Here is a 23,640-nt window from a genome sequence, read left to right as displayed (position 1 = left end):
TAAGTATAATGGCTGTAGAAAAAATTTATCAACCTTATGATGAAGCGACACAAACCAGTATCCCACAAAGACAACCACAATCGAGTCCTGAAAAACAAACCGTTAAAAGAAAAGTTGTTGTTCAACTTACTAGATTTGAAAAAATTTTATACATAGCATTAATAACTGTAATTGCTCTAATAAGTATTTATATGCTATCTTTAAAAATGGATGCGTACGATACGCGAGGAAAAATTGCAGATTTGGATCAAAAAATAGAGAAACAATCTAGTGAAAACAGCGCATTAAAGTCTGAAATTAAGAAAAATTCTTCATATGAACGCATTTACGACAAGGCTAAGAAGCAGGGCATGAGCCTAGAGAACGACAATGTAAAGGTAGTGCGTAATAATGGCGAATCGAAAAATTAAAATTAAAAAAAATAAAATAGGAGCAGTCCTACTTGTTGGTTTATTCGGACTGCTCTTTTTTATATTGGTGCTAAGGTTTTCTTATATAATGATTACTGGCCACTCCAATGGTCAAGATTTAATTATGAAAGCCAATGAGAAATATTTAGTCAAAAATTCTCAACAACCAGAACGAGGTAAGATTTATGATCGTAATGGTAAAGTTTTAGCAGAAGATGTAGAAAGATATAAACTTGTTGCAGTTGTGGATAAAAAAGCAAGTAAAGAAAGTAAAAAGCCTCGACACGTGGTTGATAAAAAAAAGACAGCAAAAAAATTAGCTGAAATCATAGATATGGATGCTGATGAAATAGAAAAACGACTTAATAATAAGAAAGCCTTTCAAATCGAATTTGGTCAGAAAGGTACTAATTTAACTTATCAAGAAAAAGAAAAAATAGAGAAAATGAAATTACCTGGTATAGCACTTTACCCAGAAACTGAGCGCTTTTATCCTAATGGTAATTTTGCTTCCCATTTAATAGGGATGGCACAGAAAGATCCTGATACTGGTGAATTAAATGGTGCATTAGGTGTTGAAAAAATATTTAATAGTTATTTAAATGGATCAAGAGGTGCACTTAAATATATTCATGATATATGGGGCTACATTGCACCTAATACGAAGAAAGAGCAACAACCTAAACGTGGAGACGATGTACACTTAACAATTGATTCTAATATCCAAGTCTTTGTGGAAGAAGCGCTTGATGACATGGTTGAACGTTATGCTCCAAAAGATTTATTTGCAGTAGTAATGGACGCAAAAACTGGTGAAATACTTGCATATAGCCAACGTCCGACTTTTAATCCTGAAACAGGTAAAGATTTTGGCAAAAAGTGGGCGAACGATTTATATCAAAATACATATGAACCGGGCTCTACTTTTAAAACATACGGCTTAGCTGCAGCAATTCAAGAAGGTAAGTTCAAACCGGATGAAAAGTATAAATCAGGTCATAGAAATATTATGGGCTCTGAAATTTCCGATTGGAATAAAACTGGTTGGGGACGTATACCCATGTCGTTAGGTTTTACTTATTCATCAAATACATTGATGATGCACTTACAAGATTTGGTTGGTGCTGATAAAATGAAATCTTGGTATGAACGCTTTGGATTTGGCAAAAAAACGGGTGGTATGTTTGATGGAGAAGCTGCAGGTAATATTGGTTGGGCAAATGAATTACAACAAAAAACGTCAGCATTTGGTCAATCAACAACTGTTACTCCTGCTCAAATGATTCAAGCACAATCGGCATTCTTTAATAAAGGAAATATGCTTAAACCATGGTTTGTAAGTAGTATCGATAATCCAATAACTAAAAAGAATTATTACTCTGGTAAAAAAGAGTTTGCCGGTAAACCAGTAACGCAAGAAACAGCCAATAAAGTTGAAGAAGAACTTGATAAAGTAGTAAATAGTAAGAAGAGTCATGCCATGAATTATCGCGTAAAAGGTTATGATATTGAAGGTAAGACAGGAACAGCACAAGTAGCTGATTCAAATGGAGGCGGTTATGTTAAAGGTGAAAATCCTTACTTTGTAAGTTTCATGGGGGATGCACCTAAGAAAGATCCTAAAGTCATTGTCTATGCAGGTATGAGTCTTGCTCAAAAAAATGATCAAGAAGCATATGAAATGGGTGTGAGCAAAGCATTTAAACCAATTATGGAGAATACGCTGAAATATTTAAATGTTGGAAAATCTAGTGATACTTCATCAAAAACTGACTATAGTAAAGTGCCTAACGTGCAAGGAGATGAAGTTCAAAAAGCAGAGGATAGCGTCAATGCTCAATCTCTTAAACCTATTACGATTGGTAATGGCAAACAAATTAAACAACAATCAGTTAAGTCAGGTACCAAAGTCCTACCGCACAGTAAAGTAATGTTAATGACAGACGGGGAATTAACAATGCCGGATATGACCGGATGGACAAAGGAAGATGTACTTGCTTTTGAAGATTTAACGAAAATTAAAGTTTCTACTAAAGGTAATGGATTTGTCACGAATCAAAGTATCTCAAAAAGTCAAATCATTAAAAATAAAGATAAGATAGAAGTGTCATTATCTGCTGAAGATACGGATGATGACCAAGAGAAAACTGATGAGGACTCTTCGGATAAAAAATCAAAGAAAGATAAAGTTGATGAGGATAATTCAAATGCGTCTTCATCAAGTAAGAATGAAAAGTCGAACGCCGACTCGAAAAATGATTCTGATGACAGCACAAATGAAACATCAGGTTCTGAGAGAAATAATTAATTTAAGAGAACTTGATATCAACAACAGGTTGGGATTAACATTTTAGGGATTAGCTCACGAATGGTCCCAACCTTATTTAATAAATAGATAATGTCGTATATTAAAATAAAACAAAAACTGATAAAATATTAAAGGTTATTTACAAATAAAAAGAACTAAAATTAGAAAGTGAAGAAAAGGAGATTTATATGATCTTTATATACGCGATCATCGCATTACTGATAACATTTATTTTAGTCCCAATACTTATTCCAACATTGAAACGTATGAAATTTGGACAAAGTATCCGTGAAGAAGGGCCTCAAAGCCATATGAAAAAAACAGGTACACCTACTATGGGTGGGCTTACATTTTTAATTAGTATTATAATTACCTCCATCATTGCAATTATCTTTGTAGACCATTCCAATCCTATTATTTTGTTACTATTTGTAACAATCGGTTTTGGTCTTATTGGATTTATTGATGACTATATTATTGTAGTTAAAAAGAATAACCAAGGATTAACTAGTAAACAAAAGTTTCTAGCACAAATAATTATTGCAGTTATATTTTTTGTGCTAAGTGATGTTTTTCACCTTGTACATTTTACGACAGATTTGCATATTCCATTTGTGAATTTTGATATTCCGTTGTCATTTGCTTATGTGATATTTATTGTCTTTTGGCAAGTTGGTTTCTCAAATGCTGTAAACTTAACAGATGGCTTAGATGGATTGGCAACTGGTTTGTCAATAATAGGTTTTGCTATGTATGCTGTAATGAGTTACATGTTAGATTCACCGGCTATTGGCATATTTTGTATTATAATGATTTTCGCTTTACTAGGTTTCTTACCTTACAATTTAAATCCAGCGAAAGTTTTCATGGGAGACACAGGAAGTCTTGCTTTAGGTGGTATTTTTGCGACGATTTCAATCATGTTGAATCAAGAATTATCATTAATATTAATTGGTTTTGTGTTTGTAGTTGAGACATTATCTGTAATGTTACAAGTAGCCTCATATAAATTAACGAAGAAACGTATTTTCAAGATGAGTCCTATACATCACCACTTTGAATTAAGTGGTTGGGGTGAATGGAAGGTAGTAACAGTATTTTGGACGGTAGGTTTAATTACAGGATTAATAGGTTTATGGATTGGAGTGCATTAAATTGCTAAATTACACTGAATTAGAAAATAAAAATGTTTTAGTAGTAGGCTTAGCAAAAAGTGGATATGAAGCGGCGAAACTTCTCCTTAAATTAGGTGCTAACGTTAAAGTCAATGATGGAAAGGATCTTTCACAGGATGCACATGCTAAAGATTTAGAATCTATGGGCATTGAGGTAATTAGCGGTAGTCATCCTTTTTCTTTATTAGATGATGATCCCATCATTGTGAAAAATCCAGGTATTCCATATACTGTATCAATTATTGAAGAAGCAGCAAAAAGAGGGCTTAAAATCTTAACAGAGGTTGAACTTAGCTATTTAATTTCTGAGGCACCAATCATAGCAGTTACTGGAACTAACGGTAAAACAACTGTCACTTCACTAATCGGTGATATGTTCCAAAAAAGCGTGTTAACTGGACGGCTTTCTGGAAATATTGGTTATGTAGCCTCAAACGTTGCACAAGAAGTTAAATCAGATGAGTATTTAATAACAGAATTATCATCTTTTCAATTATTAGGTATTGAGAAATATAAACCACATATCGCTATCATTACAAATATTTATTCTGCACATTTGGATTACCATGAAACGTTAGAGAACTATCAAAATGCTAAAAAGCAAATATATAAAAATCAAACTAAAGATGATTATCTCATTTGTAATTATCACCAAAGACACCTAATTGAATCAGAAAATCTAGAAGCAAAAACATTTTATTTTTCAACACAGCAAGAAGTTGATGGGATATACATTAAAGATGGTTTCATCGTTTTTAACGGCATTCGCATTATTAACACTAAAGACTTAGTACTACCGGGAGAACATAACCTGGAAAATATTTTAGCAGCTGTATTAGCATCGATCATTGCTGGTGTGCCAGTCAAAGCTATTGTAGATAGTCTTGTTACTTTTTCTGGTATTGATCATAGACTTCAGTATATTGGTACAAATCGCACAAATAAATATTATAATGATTCAAAAGCAACTAATACTTTAGCGACTCAATTTGCGCTTAACTCTTTTGATCAACCAATTATTTGGTTGTGTGGTGGATTAGATCGTGGTAATGAATTCGATGAACTTATTCCTTATATGGAAAATGTACGTGTGATGGTTGTTTTTGGAGAAACACAAGATAAATTTGCTAAATTGGGAAATAGTCAAGGTAAGTATGTGATTAAAGCAACAGACGTAGAGGATGCTGTTGATAAAATTCAAGATATAGTCGAGCCCAATGATGTTGTTTTATTATCACCAGCTTGTGCAAGTTGGGATCAGTATCATACATTTGAAGAACGTGGTGAGAAGTTTATCGATAGATTCCGAGCGCACTTGCCATCATACTAAGGAGTGTGAATGCTCATGGAAGAGAATAAAAATCAACCTAATAATGAGAATATGTCGAATAAAGACGATAATACAATCCATTTGAATGATAGTCAAAGTAATGAAGACTTAGAGCTTTTTAGACGGAATAAAAACGCTCGCCAACGCAGAAGACGTCGCATAGATAACCAAAGTAAAGAAAAAGATGCTACGTCTACACAATCACAGTTAGAAACTAAACCTATGGATAAATTTATTGATAATCACAAGTCGCATAATCAAGATAAAGAAATAAAAAGTGATTTAATTGAGGATAATGTTAATGATGAAGATGACAATCAAAAATATAATAATGATAAATTAAATGATCGTAGTGTTCAACAAACAAGCGAAACGCGTCAAAGTAATGAAGACGAAGAGGAATTTCTAGCTGATCATCAGAGCGAAAAACAAACTAAAGACTCTCGTCATTCTAAAAAACATAAATTACTAAGTAAATTTACTTCTAAAAAAGAAAAGGAAACATTTACATCGTTCAATAGTAATGAGAAGGTAACTCAAATTAAACCGCTTAGTTTAGAAGAAAAAAGAGCCATAAGACGTAAAAAGCAAAAAAGAATCCAATATACAATTATCACACTACTCATTCTTATCATTGTTCTCATTTTACTCTATATGTTTACACCACTAAGTAAAATATCAAATGTAAATATTAAAGGTAATAACAACGTAAGTACGAGTAAAATAAAGAAAGAACTTAACGTTACTTCACGTTCACGAATGTATACTTTTAGTAAAAATAAAGTGATTAGGAACTTAAAACAGAATCCTTTAATCAAAGAAGTTGATATTCATAAACAATTACCAAACACGTTAACTGTTAACGTGACTGAGTACCAAATTGTTGGTTTAGAAAAAAATAAAGATAAATATGTGCCAATTATAGAAGATGGTAAAGAATTAACAGAATACAAAGATGAAGTTTCACATGATGGACCTATCATTGATGGGTTCAAAGGAGACAAAAAAACACGAATTATAAAAGCTTTATCTGAAATGTCACCTAAAGTGAGAAACTTAATAGCAGAGGTGAGTTACGCACCAACTAAAAATAAACAAAGTCGCATAAAGATTTTTACCAAAGATAATATGCAAGTCATTGGTGACATTACAACGATTGCAGACAAAATGCAATATTATCCTCAAATGTCACAATCATTAAGCAGAGATGATTCTGGCGAACTTAAGACAAATGGGTATATTGATTTATCGGTTGGAGCGTCATTTATTCCTTATCAAGGTTCATCAACTGTTCAATCGGGTACAGAACAAAATGTAACCAAGTCAACACAAGAAGAAAATGATGCAAAAGAAGAACTTCAAAATGTGTTGAATAAAATTAATAAACAATCTAAAGAAAATAATTAAAAAATTTCGATAATAGTATGTGTTTATAGTTCACAAGCTATTCAACGTATTGTACACTAAACATAGTGTACTTAAATAGTATAATTTGTCAGGAGGTGCCTATCTATGGAGGAACATTACTATGTGAGCATAGATATAGGTTCATCAAGCGTAAAAACAATAGTAGGCGAAAAATTTCACAACGGAATTAATGTGATAGGTACAGGGCAAACCTACACAAGTGGTATCAAGAATGGTTTAATTGATGATTTTGATATTGCAAGACAAGCAATTAAAGATACAATTAAGAAGGCTTCAATTGCCTCTGGTGTAGATATAAAAGATGTATTTTTAAAACTACCTATCATCGGTACCGAAGTATATGATGAATCAAATGAAATTGAATTTTACGAGGATACTGAAATTGATGGCACGCATATTGAATCAGTTTTAGAAGGTATCCGGGATAAAAATGATGTGCCTGAAACTGAAGTGATAAATGTATTCCCAATTCGTTTTGTAGTTGACAAAGACAATGAAGTTTCAGATCCAAAAGAATTAATTGCAAGACATTCATTAAAAGTAGATGCAGGTGTCATCGCAATCCAAAAATCTATTTTAATCAATATGATTAAATGTGTTGAGGCATGTGGTGTTGACGTGTTAGATGTTTATTCTGATGCGTATAATTATGGTTCTATTCTTACACCAACGGAGAAGGAATTAGGCGCTTGTGTCATTGATATCGGTGAAGATTTAACGCAAGTTGCTTTCTATGAACGAGGAGAACTTGTAGATGCTGAATCTATAGAAATGGCCGGTCGAGACATTACGGATGATATTGCTCAAGGACTAAATACTACATATGACACAGCTGAAAAGGTAAAACATCAATATGGTCATGCATTTTATGACTCTGCTTCAGATCAAGATGTCTTTTCAGTAGATCAAGTTGATTCAGATGAACATGTTCAATATACTCAAAAAGATTTAAGTGACTTTATTGAACAAAGAGTCGAAGATATATTCTTTGAAGTCTTTGACGTTTTACAAGAGCTAGGACTTACAAAAGTAAACGGTGGATTTGTAGTTACTGGTGGATCTGCAAATTTACTAGGTGTAAAAGAATTACTACAAGATATGGTTAGTGAAAAAGTGAGAATTCATACACCGTCACAAATGGGTATCAGAAAACCGGAATTTTCTTCTGCTATTTCTACAATTTCTAGTAGTATCGCTTTTGACGAGTTATTAGATTATGTTACAATTAGTTATCAAGATAATGAAGAATTTGAAGAAGAAGTTATCGAATCTGATAAAGATACTGAAACAAAATCAAGCGGTTTTGATTGGTTTAAGCGTAAATCAAACAAAAAAGAAAATGACGAGGTAGCACCAGAAGCGCCTCGTGAAGAGTCTTATGAAAACCGTGAAAATCATCTAGAAGATGAACAACAAACAGAAGGCAAAGCCAAAGAAGAAAGTAAGTTTAAAAAATTAATGAAATCTCTATTTGAATGATTATTGGCCATAAAGACTAGGAGGAAAATTAAATGTTAGAATTTGAACAAGGATTTAATCATTTAGCCACATTGAAAGTCATCGGTGTAGGTGGCGGCGGAAATAATGCCGTTAACCGTATGATTGACCATGGTATGAATAATGTGGAATTTATTGCTATCAACACTGATGGACAAGCTTTAAACTTATCAAAAGCTGAATCAAAAATTCAAATTGGTGAAAAATTAACACGTGGATTAGGTGCTGGTGCTAATCCTGAAATTGGGAAGAAAGCAGCAGAAGAATCAAGAGAACAAATTGAAGATGCTATCCAAGGTGCTGATATGGTATTCGTAACTGCTGGTATGGGTGGCGGTACTGGAACAGGTGCTGCGCCGGTTGTTGCTAAAATTGCAAAAGAAATGGGTGCTTTAACTGTAGGTGTTGTTACGCGTCCATTCGGTTTCGAAGGTCGTAAGCGCCAAACACAAGCGGCAGCTGGTGTAGAATCTATGAAAGCAGCAGTGGATACATTAATTGTTATTCCAAATGATCGCTTATTAGATATCGTTGACAAATCTACGCCGATGATGGAAGCATTTAAAGAAGCGGATAATGTATTACGTCAAGGTGTACAAGGTATTTCAGATTTAATTGCAGTATCAGGTGAAGTGAACTTAGACTTTGCAGACGTTAAAACAATTATGTCTAATCAAGGTTCTGCGTTAATGGGTATCGGTGTGTCATCTGGTGAAAACAGAGCAGTCGAAGCCGCTAAAAAAGCAATTTCATCTCCATTATTAGAAACATCAATTGTAGGTGCTCAAGGTGTACTTATGAACATTACAGGTGGAGAATCACTCTCTTTATTTGAAGCACAAGAAGCTGCTGATATTGTTCAAGATGCTGCAGATGAAGATGTGAATATGATTTTCGGTACAGTTATTAACCCAGAGCTCCAAGATGAAATTGTAGTTACTGTTATCGCAACTGGTTTTGAAGATAAACCTTCTTCACAAGGTCGTAAAGCTACAAGTACTGGTTTTGGTTCAAGTGTAAATAGTAGTTCTAATCATCAATCTGGTGCTAGTGCTAAAGAAGATTCATTCAATGCACACACTTCTCATTCACAATCAAGTGAAAGTGTAAGTGAAAGAAGCCACACTACTAAAGATGATGATATTCCTAGCTTTATTAGAAATAGAGAAGAAAGACGTTCTAGAAGAACTAGACGCTAATCGTCAGTATATATAATCACTGTATTTTAAATAGCCTGAGACATTTTATAGTCTCAGGCATTTTTTTCGTGTTGGAGTATCTAACTAACCTGAAAACCTAGTTAAATCAATGTTTAACTAAATTTTTCTATTTTGAAGGATAAGACAACACTTTATATAAATTTTTGCTGCTAATTCTCAAAACAATATTCATATATCGATAGAACTATTAATATAAATAATTAATGTATTTATTATCTCATGTGCATCATTTAGGTAACCATTGCAAGTTAGTAATTGATACAAGTTTAAATAAATTTAAGTATGATATATAATTGTTTTATAATTGGTTACTTAATACTTAGATTATTTGTAGAACATTTCGATTTGAAATTAAGTGTACAGTGGAATGTATATATATAGGGGTGGTGAAATATTTTGAAAGAGAGATTTATTAAGAAAACTCATTATTTAGACTATCAATTTGATGAGCATACTGATATTAAGTTAGGTTTCACTACTCGAGAAAATGGTTTAAGTCCTTATCCTAATCATAGTTTTAATATGGCGAGATATATCAGCGACAGTGCACATCATATTACACATCATCAAGATATCTTAGCGAATCTTATTGGTTATCCAAGAGATGAATGGGTTTTTCCTATACAAACACATGATAATCGCATCGTTGAAGTTACAAGTGAACATAAAGGAACAAATATTGATAAACTAACTGATGATTTACATGGCATAGATGGAATGTATACTTTCGATTCTCACATTCTCCTTACTATGTGTTATGCGGATTGTGTACCGGTATATTTTTATAGTGAATCACATGGCTATATTGGATTAGCACATGCAGGTTGGCGAGGAACATATGGTCAAATAGTAAAAGAAATGCTAAAAAAAGTGGATTTTGATTATGAAGACTTAAAGATTGTAATCGGTCCAGCAACTTCAAATTCTTATGAAATCAATGATGATATAAAAAATAAATTTGAGGAATTAACCATTGATTCAACTTTATATATTGAGAGCAGAGGCAAAAATAAACATGGTATTGATTTAAAAAAGGCTAACGCACTTCTTCTAGAAGAAGCTGGAGTTCCATCAAAAAACATATACATTACCGAATATTCAACTTCAGAAAACTTAGATTTATTCTTTTCATATCGTGTTGAAAAAGGACAGACGGGACGTATGTTAGCATTTATTGGACGGAAGTAAAGTGTATAAAGTAGGTGAATAATTTATGGATGTTAAAGAGAATCTTGCTAAGATTGAAACGGAAATTGATGCAAGCGTTAAAAAAAGTGCCCATTCAGCACAACCTCACGTGATTGCAGTAACAAAATATGTTACAATAGAGCGAGCTAGAGAAGCGTATAAAGCAGGAATAAGACATTTCGGTGAAAATCGATTAGATGGATTCAAAAAGAAGAAAGAATCTCTACCAAGCGATATTAAATTACATTTCATTGGTTCTTTACAATCAAGGAAAGTTAAAGATATTATAAATGAAGTCGATTATTTTCATGCTTTAGATCGTTTGAGTCTAGCTAAGGAGATTAACAAAAGAGCAAATCATGTTATAAAATGTTTCTTACAAGTAAATGTTTCTGGAGAAGAATCTAAACATGGCATAGCTCTTGAAGAAGTAAATCAATTTATAAATCAAATCAAAGAATACGAAAATATCCAAATTATTGGATTAATGACGATGGCACCATTGACTGATGATCTATCGTACATAAAAAATTTATTTAAAGAGTTAAGACATAAAAGAAATGAAATACAACAATTCAATTTAGCACATGCGCCTTGTACAGAATTATCTATGGGAATGAGTAATGATTATCAAATGGCAGTCGAAGAAGGTGCAACCTTTGTCAGAATTGGGACTAAACTTGTAGGAGAATAGGAGTGAGCCCCCCTTGGCTTTAAAGGATTTATTTAATAATTTTTTTGTAGTTGAAGAAGAAGAGGAAGTTGAAGGACCTGAAGAGCGAGAATCTTCTAGATCACGTGAACGTGTTCAAGAGCGCGAAGATTACAATCGTAATGAGAATCAAGCGACACCACAAACTTTTAACAATAAGCAACAAGCGATTAAATCTGTACCTCAAAAGAACACTTTGAGATCGAATACAACTTCTGAAGAAAGGAATTATCGTATGAATAATAATTCAAAAAATAATTCTAGAAACGTTGTAACAATGAATCAAGCATCACAATCATATACTGCTCAGGAAAGTTCAAAAATGTGTCTGTTTGAACCACGTGTCTTTTCAGATACTCAAGATATTGCCGACGAATTAAAAAATAGACGTGCAACTTTAGTAAATTTACAACGCATTGATCAAGTATCAGCAAAGCGTATTATTGATTTTTTAAGTGGTACGGTATACGCAATTGGTGGAGATATTCAGCGCGTGGGTACTGATATTTTCTTATGCACACCTGATAATGTTGAAGTAGCCGGCAGTATAACTGATCACATCGAGAATATGGAGCAACATTACGAATAAGGAGTTCAGCTATGGATATTGGTTTGCTAAGTACAATTTTCCGATTTATTATAATTTTAGTTCAAATATATTATTTTGGAATGATTATATATTTCTTTACTTCTTGGGTTCCGAGTATAAGAGAGTCTAAGTTTGGAGAATTTTTAGGAAAGTTATATGAACCTTTCTTAGAACCTTTCCGTAAAATTATTCCTCCTATTGGCTTTATAGACATTTCTTCTATCGCGGCAATCTTCGTTCTAGTTTTATTCCAAAGTGGTTTAGTAAAAATATTTAATTTAATTCTTGCATATTTATCTTAAAATATGACACGCACTAACTTTATATTATTCAACATAACGAGGCAAAGTAGCTAGACTTTGACCTCGTTTTATCATATAACTTATTGTTGACAGTGTTATAGTCGTAGTGTTTTTAAAAATTTTTCAACATAAAAGGAGTAGATAACCATCGATATATATCAGCATTTTAGAAAGGAAGAACAAGATGCTATCGATCAATTCATCGATAAATGTAAGCAGGCTGATGCTAATTATGCTCCGGTTCTAACCCATTTCTTGGACCCGCGAGGCCAATATATACTTGAGGTCATTACCCGTAGTTATCAAGATTTACATGTCACATTTTTTGGTGGACCACATGCAGAAAGGAAACGTGCAATCATCGCACCATTATATTTTAAGCCACAGCCTGAGGACTTTGAACTGACTTTATTTGAACTTCAATATCCTAAGAAATTTGTAACAATACAACATCAACACGTTCTTGGAACACTCATGTCACTGGGAATACAAAGAGATCAACTCGGTGATATTATAGTTGGAGAAGATATACAGTTTGTTTTGACAAAACAATTAGAATCATATATTATATCTGAACTAACGCGTATTAAGGGAGCCACAGTTAAACTTAATTCTATTCCTACTGAAGATATGATACAATCAGAAGAGAATTGGAAAGTTCATAGTACAACTGTGAGCGCTTTGAGATTAGATGTAGTTTTGAAAGAGATAATTCATAAATCTCGAAATATTGCACAACAATTAATTATAAAAAAAAGAGTCAAAGTTAACCATACTGTAATAGATTCTACAGATTTTCAATTAGAGCAGAATGATTTATTGTCAATTCAAGGTTATGGTAGAGCTCAAATTGTTGAAATAGGTGGAAAAACGAAAAAGAACAAGTTACACATTCATTATCAAACACTATTTAAATAGCTATTAATCAAGGAGGATTATCATGCCTTTTACACCAAGTGAGATTAAGAATAAAGAATTTACACGAGTAAAAAATGGTTTAGAACCTACAGAAGTTGCAAATTACTTAGAGCAACTAAGTAATGAAATCGAACGTTTAAAAGAAGATAAAAAGCAACTTGAAAAAGTCATTGAAGATAGAGATTCCAATATTAAATCATATAAAGATGTTCACCAATCAGTAAGTGATGCACTTATTCAAGCACAAAAAGTAGGAGAAGAGACAAAACAAGCAGCAACTAAAGAAGCTGAAGCCGTTTTATCAAAAGCACAAGTACAAGCTGACAGTATTGTGAATGATGCAATTGAAAAAGCACGTCGTCTAGCTTTCCAAACTGAAGACATGAAACGACAATCTAAAGTTTTCCGCTCTCGTTTCCGTATGCTTGTTGAAGCACAACTTGACTTACTCAAAAGTGAAGATTGGGATTACTTACTCAATTATGATTTAGACGCCGAGCAAGTGACATTAGAAGATATTCATCATCTTAATGATAATGATTTGACACCTGAAGAACGTGCAATGAAACAAAAGCAAAATCAAGAATTATCGGCTAATCAACCTTCTACATCAAGTTCAGAATCTGTGAGTCAATCAAATACAAATAGCGAATCATCACAATCAACATCAAATAATTAAAAACGAATCACAAATTAACCATTTGATGTAAAAATAACTAAGAAATTTCATTGTTTATCAAAAATGCATTTTCTAAATAACAATTTATTGATATGATATAAAGACAGACGCGTAAGAAACAGTGAACATAGTACAGCGAGCTAGGAATGGTGTGAGCCTAGCATATTGTTTGTTTCTTATATCACTGGCTTTTCAATTTTATAAATATTCTTAAGAGAACTCTAAGTTGAGTTAAGTAGGGTGGTACCGCGGATTAACCGTCCCTTTTAATTGAACTTAGAGTTCTTTTTTATCATTACAAGGAGTGAATATAATGAATTACAAAGATACCCTATTAATGCCGAAAACTGATTTTCCTATGAGAGGTGGCTTACCAAATAAAGAACCTCAAATTCAAGAAGTGTGGGATAATGATGACCAATATCGCAAAGCGTTAGAAAAAAATAAAAATAATCCATCATTCATTTTGCATGACGGACCACCATATGCTAATGGTAATTTACATATGGGACATGCATTAAATAAAATCATAAAGGATTTTATTGTTCGTTATAAAACAATGCAAGGTTTTTATGCACCGTATGTGCCGGGTTGGGATACTCATGGTTTACCAATTGAACAGGCTTTAACTAAAAAAGGCGTTGATCGCAAAAAAATGTCAGTTGCAGAATTTAGAGAGAAATGTAAAGAATTTGCATTAAAACAAATCGACATTCAAAAGAAAGATTTTAAGCGCCTTGGTGTACGTGGTGATTTTAATAATCCTTACATTACATTAACACCTGAATATGAAGCCGCACAAATAAGATTATTTGGAGAAATGGCAGATAAAGGTTTGATTTATAAAGGAAAAAAACCTGTGTATTGGTCACCTTCAAGTGAATCATCACTTGCAGAAGCTGAGATAGAATATCATGACAAACGTTCTGCATCAATTTACGTTGCTTTTGACGTAAAAGACAGTAAAGGTAAAGTTGATTCTGATGCACAATTTATTATTTGGACAACTACACCATGGACAATTCCATCAAATGTCGCAATTACAGTTCATCCAGAGCTAAAATATGGTCAGTATAATGTTGATGGACATAAATACATTGTTGCCCAAGCATTATCAGAAGAAGTCGCAGAAGCATTAGGTTGGGATAAAGATTCTATACAATTAGAGAAAGAATTCACAGGTAAAGAATTGGAATTTGTAGAGGCACAACATCCATTCCTAGATCGTGTATCGTTAGTAATTAACGGTGAACATGTTACGACAGACGCTGGTACGGGATGTGTCCATACAGCTCCCGGTCACGGGGAAGATGACTATATTGTAGGTCAAAAATATGATTTACCAGTAATTAGTCCTTTAAATGATAAAGGTGTATTCACTGAAGAAGGTGGACCATTTGAAGGAATGTTCTACGACAAAGCAAACAAAGCCGTGACTGATCTTTTAAAAGAAAAAGACGCACTACTTAAACTTGACTTTATTACACATAGTTATCCTCATGATTGGCGTACGAAAAAACCTGTTATCTTTAGAGCTACACCACAATGGTTTGCTTCCATTAATAAAGTAAGACAGGATATTCTTGATGCAATTGAAGACACGAACTTTAAAGTAGACTGGGGTAAAACACGAATTTACAATATGATTCGTGATCGTGGCGAATGGGTAATTTCTCGTCAACGTGTATGGGGTGTTCCTTTACCGGTATTTTATGCTGAAAATGGCGATATCATTATGACTAAAGAGACAGTAAATCACGTTGCAGATTTATTTGAAAAACACGGCTCAAATATTTGGTTTGAAAAAGAAGCTAAAGAATTACTTCCTGAAGGATTTAGTCATCCTGGAAGCCCTAACGGCGAATTTACTAAAGAAACTGATATTATGGATGTTTGGTTTGATTCTGGTTCATCACATCGTGGTGTATTAGAAACGAGACATGAACTTTCATTCCCAGCAGACCTTTATTTTGAGGGTAGTGATCAGTACCGCGGTTGGTTTAACTCTTCAATTACAACTGCTGTAGCTACACGTGGTCAACCACCATATAAATTCTTGTTATCACATGGCTTTGTCATGGACGGTGAAGGTAAGAAGATGAGTAAGTCATTGGGTAACGTTATAGTTCCTGATCAAGTTGTTAAACAAAAAGGCGCTGATATTGCACGTTTATGGGTAAGCAGTACTGATTACCTTTCTGATGTGCGTATTTCCGATGAAATTCTTAAACAAACGTCTGATGTATATCGTAAAATTCGAAATACTTTAAGATTTATGTTAGGTAATATTAACGATTTCAATCCTGAAACGGATAGTATTGCTGAAACAAATCTACTTGAAGTAGATCGCTATTTGCTAAATCGTTTACGTGAATTCACAGCGAGTACGATTAATAACTATGAGAATTTTGATTATTTGAATATTTATCAAGAAGTTCAAAACTTTATCAATGTTGAACTAAGTAACTTCTATTTAGATTACGGTAAAGATATACTTTATATTGAGAAAAAAGATTCTCATAAACGCCGTAGCATGCAAACCGTTTTATATCAAATACTTGTTGACATGACTAAATTACTAGCACCCATTTTAGTGCATACAGCTGAAGAAGTTTGGTCTCATACACCTCATGTAAAAGAAGAAAGTGTACACCTTTCAGATATGCCTAAAGTTGTTGATGTAGACGAAGAATTGTTAGAAAAATGGAATACATTTATGAATTTACGTGATGATGTTAATCGTGCATTAGAACAAGCACGTAATGAAAAAGTAATTGGTAAGTCATTAGAAGCTAAAGTGGTTATTGGAAGCAATGAATCATTTAATACAGCGGAATTTTTACAACAATTTAATGACTTACAACAATTATTCATCGTTTCACAAGTTGAAGTTAAAGATAAAGTGAATGATGGTGTATCATATCAATATGGAGATATCCATATTAAACATGCTGAAGGTGAAAAATGTGAAAGATGCTGGAACTATACAGAAGAATTAGGTTCAGTAGGTGAACTTGAACATTTATGCCCACGATGTCAAGAAGTAGTAAAAACTTTGGTATAATAAAAAGTTTTTACAAGTGAGCGTATATTTCAAGAAAATAAATTTTAAATGATTGTTTAAATACTATAAGAAAGCCCAAAATGAAATTCATTTTGGGCTTATTTTATAGTTATTATTGTGAAGTTATAAGATTTCAAATAAAGAAATTTCACTAGCTTTTTAAAGGTAAGTTGATAAAGCAGACTTCTCTATTTAATGTTTTATTTTTAATGAACTTGAACAAGTTTCGTAAATTCATATTCATTACATTTTTTGTCATAGAATATTTTTCTCATTATAAGCACAGTGATTGTATTGAATCTTCAGGCATAAAATGATAACAATATTAATAAGGTATAAATCAATCATTTGAGTTCAATTTAATTTTTAGTCATAATATATAAAATACAAAGTGTTGGATAGTGTAGTAATTGTTCACATTACTGATTGAACTCATTAGGCTTTAATAATAAAAGCATCAATATAATAATTTTATCTAAATGTATTAAATTTTTGTATAGATACAATTCATAATTAAACGTCTTGGACAAAAATATTTAATTATTAATAAAACACAGGCATATGTTTTTTTTAATAAACATTGTTGCTAAATTTAGATAGCATTTAGATTGTCAATTCTCTTTATTATGTGAATGATAAACAAAGAGAAAGATTAAGAGAAGAAACACGTACATATTTTTTATTACTGCGCTTAAAAGATAAACATACACTTTCAACAAAGTAATCATTTAATTATTTAAAAGAAAAGTAATCATTGAAAGGAAAATAAGATGTTTCATAACAAAAATGCAAATTTTGTAAATGGTGTAACTATCAATATTAAAGATAAAGAAACTATTAAAACATTTTATGAGAATGTTTTAGGATTTAATCTTATCAATGAATCTAAAACTGCTATACAATTTGAAGTTGGCGATTCAAATCAATTTATTACTTTTATTGAAATACAGAATGGACGAGAACCGTTAATGTCTGAAGCAGGTCTTTTCCATATTGGTATATTGTTGCCTACATTGACTACATTAGCTGATTTACTCGTACATTTAAGTGATTTTGAAGTACCAGTGAACGGTGGACAACAAAGTGTTGCAACATGTTTATTTATTGAGGATCCAGAGGGCAATGCCATAAAGTTTTATGTCGATCGTGAGACAGAATCATGGATTGATGAGAAAGAAGGCAGAATTAGAATGGATATTGCGCCAATTAATGTACCTCGATTATTGCAAAATGTCTCTCATACTCAATGGCAAGGCATACCAGATGAAACTAAATTAGGTTCATTGCATATTAAGTCCATTCGAATTTCTGATGTTAAATCATATTATTTACATTATTTTGGATTAGAAGAATCAGCATATATGGACGATTATTCTCTATTTTTATCTTCAAACGATTATTATAATCATTTGGCTGTTAATCAGTGGTTATCTGCGACAAAACGAGTAGATAATGAACATACCTATGGTTTAGCTATGATAGATTTTCACTATCCAAAAACGACACATAAAAATCTTAAAGGACCTGATGGTATTTATTTTAGATTTAATAGAATAAAAGAAGTGTGATGATATGAAAAAAGCAATCATAGTAATGGTTGTTGTTAGTGTTATCTTGACAATAGCAGCAGTTATTGACGAGTTTATTATTCAAGATATGAAGCGTGTGCAAAGTCGTTTTACGTCACATCATCCTATGAAAATCAATACATATAAAAAGGGTCAGTGTACATATTATGTCTTTGAACGTGTTAAAAATGATGGAAATAAGATAAACAATACTTGGAGCGACGCCAAGAATTGGGATAAAAAAGCAATTGATGATGGATACATTGTTGACCGTAACCCTAAAAAAGGATCAATATTACAATCTTCTAAAGGGAAATACGGTCATGTTGCATATATAGAAACAATAAATGAAGATGGTTCTATACAAGTTTCAGAAATGAACTATACAAAACCTTATGAAATCACAAAACGAACAATTCATACCTACGACATTAAAAATTATTATTATATTCATCCTCAAAAGATAAAAACATAATAGACAAGATAGCTTTTTCAAAATTACGTTCTAGGATATAATGTTAAGTGTTGCTTTAGATGACATTAAAAAGAATGGAGGCACTTCTTTGAAAAAGAAATACTATATTAGCATCTCTTTACTTATGACATTCATTGTACTAGTTTTCGATCAAGTTTCTAAATGGCTTATTACAATCTCAATGAAGGTTGGAGATTCATATGAAATTATCCCTAACTTTTTAAATATTACATCCCATAGAAACAACGGTGCAGCATGGGGGATTTTGAGTGGTAAAATGCTATTTTTCTATATTATTACTATCATTATTTTAATCGTTTTAGTTATTTTTTATATTAAAGAAGCACAATTTAATTTATTTATGCAGGTTGCAATAAGCCTATTATTCGCTGGAGCCTTAGGAAATTTTATTGACCGCGTATTACATGGTGAAGTTGTGGATTTTATTGATACGAATATATTCGGTTACGATTTTCCTATCTTTAATATTGCGGATTCAAGCTTAACAATTGGAGTTATATTCGTAATCATCACACTGATTAAAGATGCAATCATAAATAAGAAGGAGGTCTAGTTATGGGAAATTATAATTTTAATATTATTGAACAATCACAAGTTGGACAACGTATAGATAAACTTGTTTCAGATTTAAATAAAGATTGGTCACGTAGTCAACTTCAAGATTGGATTAAAGAAGGTTTAGTCAAGGTAAATGGTAAAGTAATTAAATCGAACTATAAGGTCAAGTTAAATGACAAAATTGTTGTAACCGAGAAAGAAGTCGTAGAGGCAGATATCAAACCTGAAAACTTAAATTTAGATATTTATTATGAAGACGAAGATGTTGCTATTGTATATAAGCCAAAAGGTATGGTTGTACATCCATCTCCAGGCCATTATAGTGGGACATTAGTAAATGGATTAATGTATCAAATTAAAGATTTATCAGGAATTAATGGCGAAATACGTCCTGGCATAGTTCATAGAATAGATAAAGATACGTCTGGTTTATTAATGGTTGCTAAAAATGATGTTGCCCATCGTCATTTAGTTGAACAACTTATGTCTAAAACTGTTAAACGAAAATACACGGCGTTAGTTCATGGTAATATACCTCATGATTATGGCACAATTGACGCGCCAATTGGTCGAAATAAAAACGATAGACAAGCTATGGCTGTGGTTGATGACGGTAAAGAAGCTGTGACACACTTTAATGTATTAGAGCATTTTAAAGATTATACATTGATAGAATGTCAATTAGAAACAGGGCGTACACATCAAATTCGTGTACATATGAAATATATTGGTTATCCTCTTGTAGGGGATCCGAAGTATGGACCAAAAAAAACGTTAGATATCGGTGGACAAGCTTTACATGCTGGTATCATTGGTTTCGAACATCCTGTAACACATAAATACATTGAGAAGCATGCAACATTACCTAACGATTTTGAAAAATTACTAGATGATATAAGACGTAGAGATGCTTAAACGAATGTGACATCGTTTTTTATTATAAATACTAACTTTGCCATTGACTTATACTATTAAAAGATTTAAACTTATAACAGTTTAAATATAAAAACGTCATCTTTAATTGAGGGTCCAGAGAGGCTCCGAAGATATGAATAATTAGGATAATAATATTTTGATGATTAAGTTACTAATACTTTTGCTGTGTTTATAACTTAAGAATGTGAATATGATAGGGAATATTGCTTATTCTCTTTAACTTTTTGTCTCATATCTTTATTAAAGATATGAGTTTTTTTATATTAAAAGAGGTGAAACAATGTCTGAACGAATTATTTTAGATGATGCAGCGATACAACGTACAATTACACGAATTGCTCATGAAATTCTAGAATATAACAAGGGAACCAAAGATTTAGTTCTATTAGGCATTAAAACGAGGGGTGCTTTTTTAGCACATCGTATACAAGATAAAATAAATTCAATTGAACAACAATTAGTACCCACAGGTACTATCGATATTACACATTTTCGAGATGACGTTGATAAGGTAGTGCAACAAGCTGATCAACGCGCTTTTGATATTAATGTAGATATTAATAACAAAGTGGTTGTTATCATTGATGATGTTTTGTATACCGGACGTACAGTAAGAGCCTCATTAGATGCGATTTTATTACATACAAGACCTATTAAAATAGGGCTTGCAGCACTTGTGGATCGTGGTCATCGTGAACTCCCTATACGCGCAGATTTTGTAGGAAAAAATATACCTACTGCACGAGATGAATCTGTTTCAGTTTATTTAGAAGAAATTGACGACAGAAATGCAGTCGTCATTGAATAATTATCCTTTTAAAACAGTACGAGAGACTGAAAAAGGTGAAGTAATTCATATGGATAGATGAACATATGACTATAAAAAGATTATGTAAACTATAAATATCCAATGGAAGCTTCATTGATAAATGTGATGATAAAAGCTTAACTTAACATTACACTTAGATATATTTCATTTTAGTCTCTTTACACTCTACTGATTGTGAAGAGACTTTTTTTATGAAAGGAAATGAATCAACATGGAAAATGAGCAAATGTTTGAGCGTACCGTTCAGCCAGTTCTTGATGTAAAAGATAAACCAAAACCAGCACAATGGGCATTTCTAAGCCTTCAACATTTATTTGCAATGTTTGGATCAACTGTACTTGTACCATTTTTAACACATCTGCCTATATCAGCAGCTTTGTTGGCATCAGGTATTGGTACACTTTTATACATATTAATCACAAAAGCAAAAATTCCTGCCTACCTAGGATCAAGTTTTGCCTTTATTACACCTATCATCACAGGGTTAAGTACACATAGTCTTGGAGATATGCTGGTTGCATTATTTATGAGTGGATTAATGTACGTGATTATAGGTATTTTCATTAAATTGAGTGGAACACATTGGTTAATGCACTTGTTACCACCAGTAGTTGTCGGACCAGTAATAATGGTTATTGGGTTAAGTTTAGCTCCTACAGCAGTAAACATGGCTATGTTTGAAAATTCTGCTGAGATGAAAGGGTATAACTTAAGTTACTTAATTGTTGCTTTGATTACATTAGCAGTAACAATCATCGTCCAAGGATTCTTCAAAGGGTTTTTATCACTTATACCTGTACTTATAGGTATTATAGTGGGATATATTGTATCTATTTTCATGGGCATAGTTAAATTTGCTCCAATAGCACAAGCGAAATGGATAGATTTTCCTCATATTTATCTACCATTTAAAGATTACACACCATCTTTTCATTTAGGACTCATTCTCGTGATGATACCCGTGGTGTTTGTGACGGTAAGTGAACATATTGGTCATCAAATGGTAATTAACAAAATAGTAGGACGAAATTTCTTTGAAAATCCAGGTTTAGATAAATCAATCATTGGTGATGGTGTTTCAACTATGTTTGCAAGTATGATAGGAGGGCCTCCTAGTACAACTTATGGTGAAAATATAGGTGTACTAGCGATTACCAAAATATACAGTATTTACGTAATTGGTGGTGCGGCAGTTATAGCTATTATTCTTGCATTTATTGGTAAGTTCACTGCTTTAATATCTTCAATACCTACGCCAGTGATGGGTGGTGTCTCAATTTTATTATTCGGTATTATAGCAGCTAGTGGTTTAAGAATGCTTGTTGAAAGTCAAGTAGATTTCTCAAGCAATCGCAACTTAGTTATAGCATCAGTTGTGCTTGTTGTCGGGATTGGTAATCTTCTTATCAATTTAAAAGGCATAGGTATCAATTTACAAATTGAAGGAATGGCATTATCAGCACTTTCAGGAATAATATTAAATTTAATTTTGCCAAAAGAGAAAAACCAAATAAATTAAGCTTTATTTCTATAGGAGGCGCTTTATGGAACACTTATTATCAATGGAGCATTTATCTAATTCAGAAATTTATGATTTAATTACTATTGCTTGCCAATTCAAATCTGGTGAGCGACCATTACCTCAATTTAACGGTCAATACGTATCAAACTTATTCTTCGAAAATTCAACGCGAACAAAGTGTAGCTTTGAGATGGCAGAACAAAAATTAGGATTAAAACTTATTAATTTTGAAACAAGTACATCATCTGTAAAAAAGGGTGAGTCACTTTATGACACATGTAAAACACTTGAAAGCATAGGTGTTGATTTACTTGTCATACGTCACTCCCAAAATTCTTATTACGAAGAACTGAATCAATTAAATATTCCAATTGCTAATGCAGGTGATGGAAGTGGACAACATCCTACTCAGAGTTTATTAGACATAATGACAATATATGAAGAATATGGTTCGTTTGAAGGATTGAATATTCTAATATGTGGTGACATTAAAAATTCTCGTGTCGCAAGAAGTAATTATCATAGTTTAACATCATTAGGTGCCAACGTAATGTTCTCAAGTCCAAAAGAATGGGTAGATAATACATTAGAGGCGCCTTATGTTGAAATTGATGAAGTCATTGATAAAGTAGATATTGTTATGTTGCTTAGAGTTCAACATGAAAGACATGGAATTTCAGGTGAAGCTAACTTTGCTGCTGAGGAATATCATCAACAATTTGGTTTAACACAGGCTAGATATGATAAATTAAAAGAGGAAGCCATTGTAATGCATCCAGCTCCTGTAAATAGAGGTGTTGAAATTAAAAGTGAGCTAGTTGAAGCACCTAAGTCTCGAATATTTAAGCAGATGGAAAATGGAATGTATTTAAGAATGGCAGTAATAAGTGCGCTTTTACAATAGAAAGGGG

The 23,640-nt window shown here is 32.5% G+C and carries 21 protein-coding genes; all 21 read left to right on the top strand.

What is annotated here, in order from left to right; translation table 11 throughout:
- Nucleotides 1-8: 8 nt before the first annotated feature.
- The 21 genes from ftsL (at nucleotide 9) to HMPREF2897_RS00225 (ending at nucleotide 23,633) form a co-directional block, all read left to right on the top strand.
- Nucleotides 9-410, top strand: coding sequence for a cell division protein FtsL (gene ftsL, locus HMPREF2897_RS00325; protein ID WP_070592411.1), 402 nt, complete (start codon nucleotides 9-11; stop codon nucleotides 408-410).
- On the top strand, nucleotides 391-2,718 hold the full coding sequence (locus tag HMPREF2897_RS00320; RefSeq protein WP_070592409.1) for a penicillin-binding protein: 2,328 nt from the start codon (nucleotides 391-393) through the stop codon (nucleotides 2,716-2,718). Before ftsL ends, HMPREF2897_RS00320 begins: the two co-directional genes overlap by 20 nt.
- A 188-nt stretch (nucleotides 2,719-2,906) precedes the next feature.
- Entirely contained in the window at nucleotides 2,907-3,872 is a 966-nt protein-coding gene (mraY, locus tag HMPREF2897_RS00315; RefSeq protein WP_002446226.1) for a phospho-N-acetylmuramoyl-pentapeptide-transferase, read from the top strand.
- A gap of 1 nt (nucleotide 3,873) precedes the next feature.
- Nucleotides 3,874-5,223, top strand: a complete 1,350-nt coding sequence (gene murD / locus HMPREF2897_RS00310) for a UDP-N-acetylmuramoyl-L-alanine--D-glutamate ligase (RefSeq protein WP_002475926.1) — start codon at nucleotides 3,874-3,876, stop codon at nucleotides 5,221-5,223.
- 15 nt (nucleotides 5,224-5,238) lie between these two features.
- Nucleotides 5,239-6,630, top strand: coding sequence for a cell division protein FtsQ/DivIB (locus HMPREF2897_RS00305; protein WP_070592408.1), 1,392 nt, complete (start codon nucleotides 5,239-5,241; stop codon nucleotides 6,628-6,630).
- A gap of 105 nt (nucleotides 6,631-6,735) precedes the next feature.
- Nucleotides 6,736-8,130, top strand: a complete 1,395-nt coding sequence (ftsA, locus tag HMPREF2897_RS00300; RefSeq protein WP_070592406.1) for a cell division protein FtsA — start codon at nucleotides 6,736-6,738, stop codon at nucleotides 8,128-8,130.
- Nucleotides 8,131-8,162: 32 nt separating this feature from the next.
- Nucleotides 8,163-9,347 carry a cell division protein FtsZ gene (ftsZ, locus tag HMPREF2897_RS00295; protein ID WP_002457406.1) on the top strand — a complete coding sequence of 395 codons (1,185 nt, stop codon included), beginning with the start codon at nucleotides 8,163-8,165 and terminating at the stop codon, nucleotides 9,345-9,347.
- Nucleotides 9,348-9,764: 417 nt separating this feature from the next.
- On the top strand, nucleotides 9,765-10,556 hold the full coding sequence (pgeF, locus tag HMPREF2897_RS00290; protein WP_002446231.1) for a peptidoglycan editing factor PgeF: 792 nt from the start codon (nucleotides 9,765-9,767) through the stop codon (nucleotides 10,554-10,556).
- A 25-nt stretch (nucleotides 10,557-10,581) separates the two neighbouring features.
- Nucleotides 10,582-11,250 carry a YggS family pyridoxal phosphate-dependent enzyme gene (locus tag HMPREF2897_RS00285; protein ID WP_002457405.1) on the top strand — a complete coding sequence of 223 codons (669 nt, stop codon included), beginning with the start codon at nucleotides 10,582-10,584 and terminating at the stop codon, nucleotides 11,248-11,250.
- A 13-nt stretch (nucleotides 11,251-11,263) separates the two neighbouring features.
- The gene (locus HMPREF2897_RS00280; protein WP_002446233.1) at nucleotides 11,264-11,857 is read left to right on the top strand and encodes a cell division protein SepF; all 594 of its coding nucleotides are present in this window, start codon (nucleotides 11,264-11,266) and stop codon (nucleotides 11,855-11,857) included.
- Nucleotides 11,858-11,868: 11 nt separating this feature from the next.
- On the top strand, nucleotides 11,869-12,159 hold the full coding sequence (locus HMPREF2897_RS00275) for a YggT family protein (RefSeq protein ID WP_002475931.1): 291 nt from the start codon (nucleotides 11,869-11,871) through the stop codon (nucleotides 12,157-12,159).
- A gap of 141 nt (nucleotides 12,160-12,300) precedes the next feature.
- The gene (locus HMPREF2897_RS00270; protein ID WP_044555208.1) at nucleotides 12,301-13,077 is read left to right on the top strand and encodes a YlmH family RNA-binding protein; all 777 of its coding nucleotides are present in this window, start codon (nucleotides 12,301-12,303) and stop codon (nucleotides 13,075-13,077) included.
- 22 nt (nucleotides 13,078-13,099) lie between these two features.
- On the top strand, nucleotides 13,100-13,756 hold the full coding sequence (locus HMPREF2897_RS00265; protein ID WP_002475942.1) for a DivIVA domain-containing protein: 657 nt from the start codon (nucleotides 13,100-13,102) through the stop codon (nucleotides 13,754-13,756).
- 313 nt (nucleotides 13,757-14,069) lie between these two features.
- The gene (gene ileS / locus HMPREF2897_RS00260; RefSeq protein ID WP_070592405.1) at nucleotides 14,070-16,820 is read left to right on the top strand and encodes an isoleucine--tRNA ligase; all 2,751 of its coding nucleotides are present in this window, start codon (nucleotides 14,070-14,072) and stop codon (nucleotides 16,818-16,820) included.
- 770 nt (nucleotides 16,821-17,590) lie between these two features.
- Entirely contained in the window at nucleotides 17,591-18,388 is a 798-nt protein-coding gene (locus tag HMPREF2897_RS00255) for a VOC family protein (RefSeq protein ID WP_070592403.1), read from the top strand.
- Between the two features lie 4 nt (nucleotides 18,389-18,392).
- Nucleotides 18,393-18,863, top strand: a complete 471-nt coding sequence (locus HMPREF2897_RS00250) for a CHAP domain-containing protein (RefSeq protein ID WP_002446238.1) — start codon at nucleotides 18,393-18,395, stop codon at nucleotides 18,861-18,863.
- Nucleotides 18,864-18,951: 88 nt separating this feature from the next.
- A complete protein-coding gene (lspA, locus tag HMPREF2897_RS00245; RefSeq protein WP_002457401.1) occupies nucleotides 18,952-19,437 on the top strand; it encodes a signal peptidase II in 486 nt (161 codons plus the stop codon).
- A 2-nt stretch (nucleotides 19,438-19,439) separates the two neighbouring features.
- Complete coding sequence (locus HMPREF2897_RS00240; protein ID WP_002446240.1) at nucleotides 19,440-20,357, top strand: RluA family pseudouridine synthase; 918 nt, start codon at nucleotides 19,440-19,442, stop codon at nucleotides 20,355-20,357.
- A 301-nt stretch (nucleotides 20,358-20,658) separates the two neighbouring features.
- Entirely contained in the window at nucleotides 20,659-21,186 is a 528-nt protein-coding gene (gene pyrR / locus HMPREF2897_RS00235; RefSeq protein ID WP_002446241.1) for a bifunctional pyr operon transcriptional regulator/uracil phosphoribosyltransferase PyrR, read from the top strand.
- A 232-nt stretch (nucleotides 21,187-21,418) separates the two neighbouring features.
- Nucleotides 21,419-22,726, top strand: coding sequence for a uracil-xanthine permease family protein (locus HMPREF2897_RS00230; protein ID WP_002446242.1), 1,308 nt, complete (start codon nucleotides 21,419-21,421; stop codon nucleotides 22,724-22,726).
- 25 nt (nucleotides 22,727-22,751) lie between these two features.
- Nucleotides 22,752-23,633, top strand: coding sequence for an aspartate carbamoyltransferase catalytic subunit (locus HMPREF2897_RS00225; RefSeq protein WP_002475924.1), 882 nt, complete (start codon nucleotides 22,752-22,754; stop codon nucleotides 23,631-23,633).
- Nucleotides 23,634-23,640 lie beyond the last annotated feature (7 nt).

It is taken from the genome of Staphylococcus sp. HMSC065D05, from assembly GCF_001813195.1.
GTDB classification, from domain to species: Bacteria; Bacillota; Bacilli; order Staphylococcales; family Staphylococcaceae; genus Staphylococcus; species Staphylococcus epidermidis.
The sequence above is the reverse complement of the archived record's forward strand: the minus strand, read 5'-3'. Positions and strand labels throughout refer to the sequence as shown.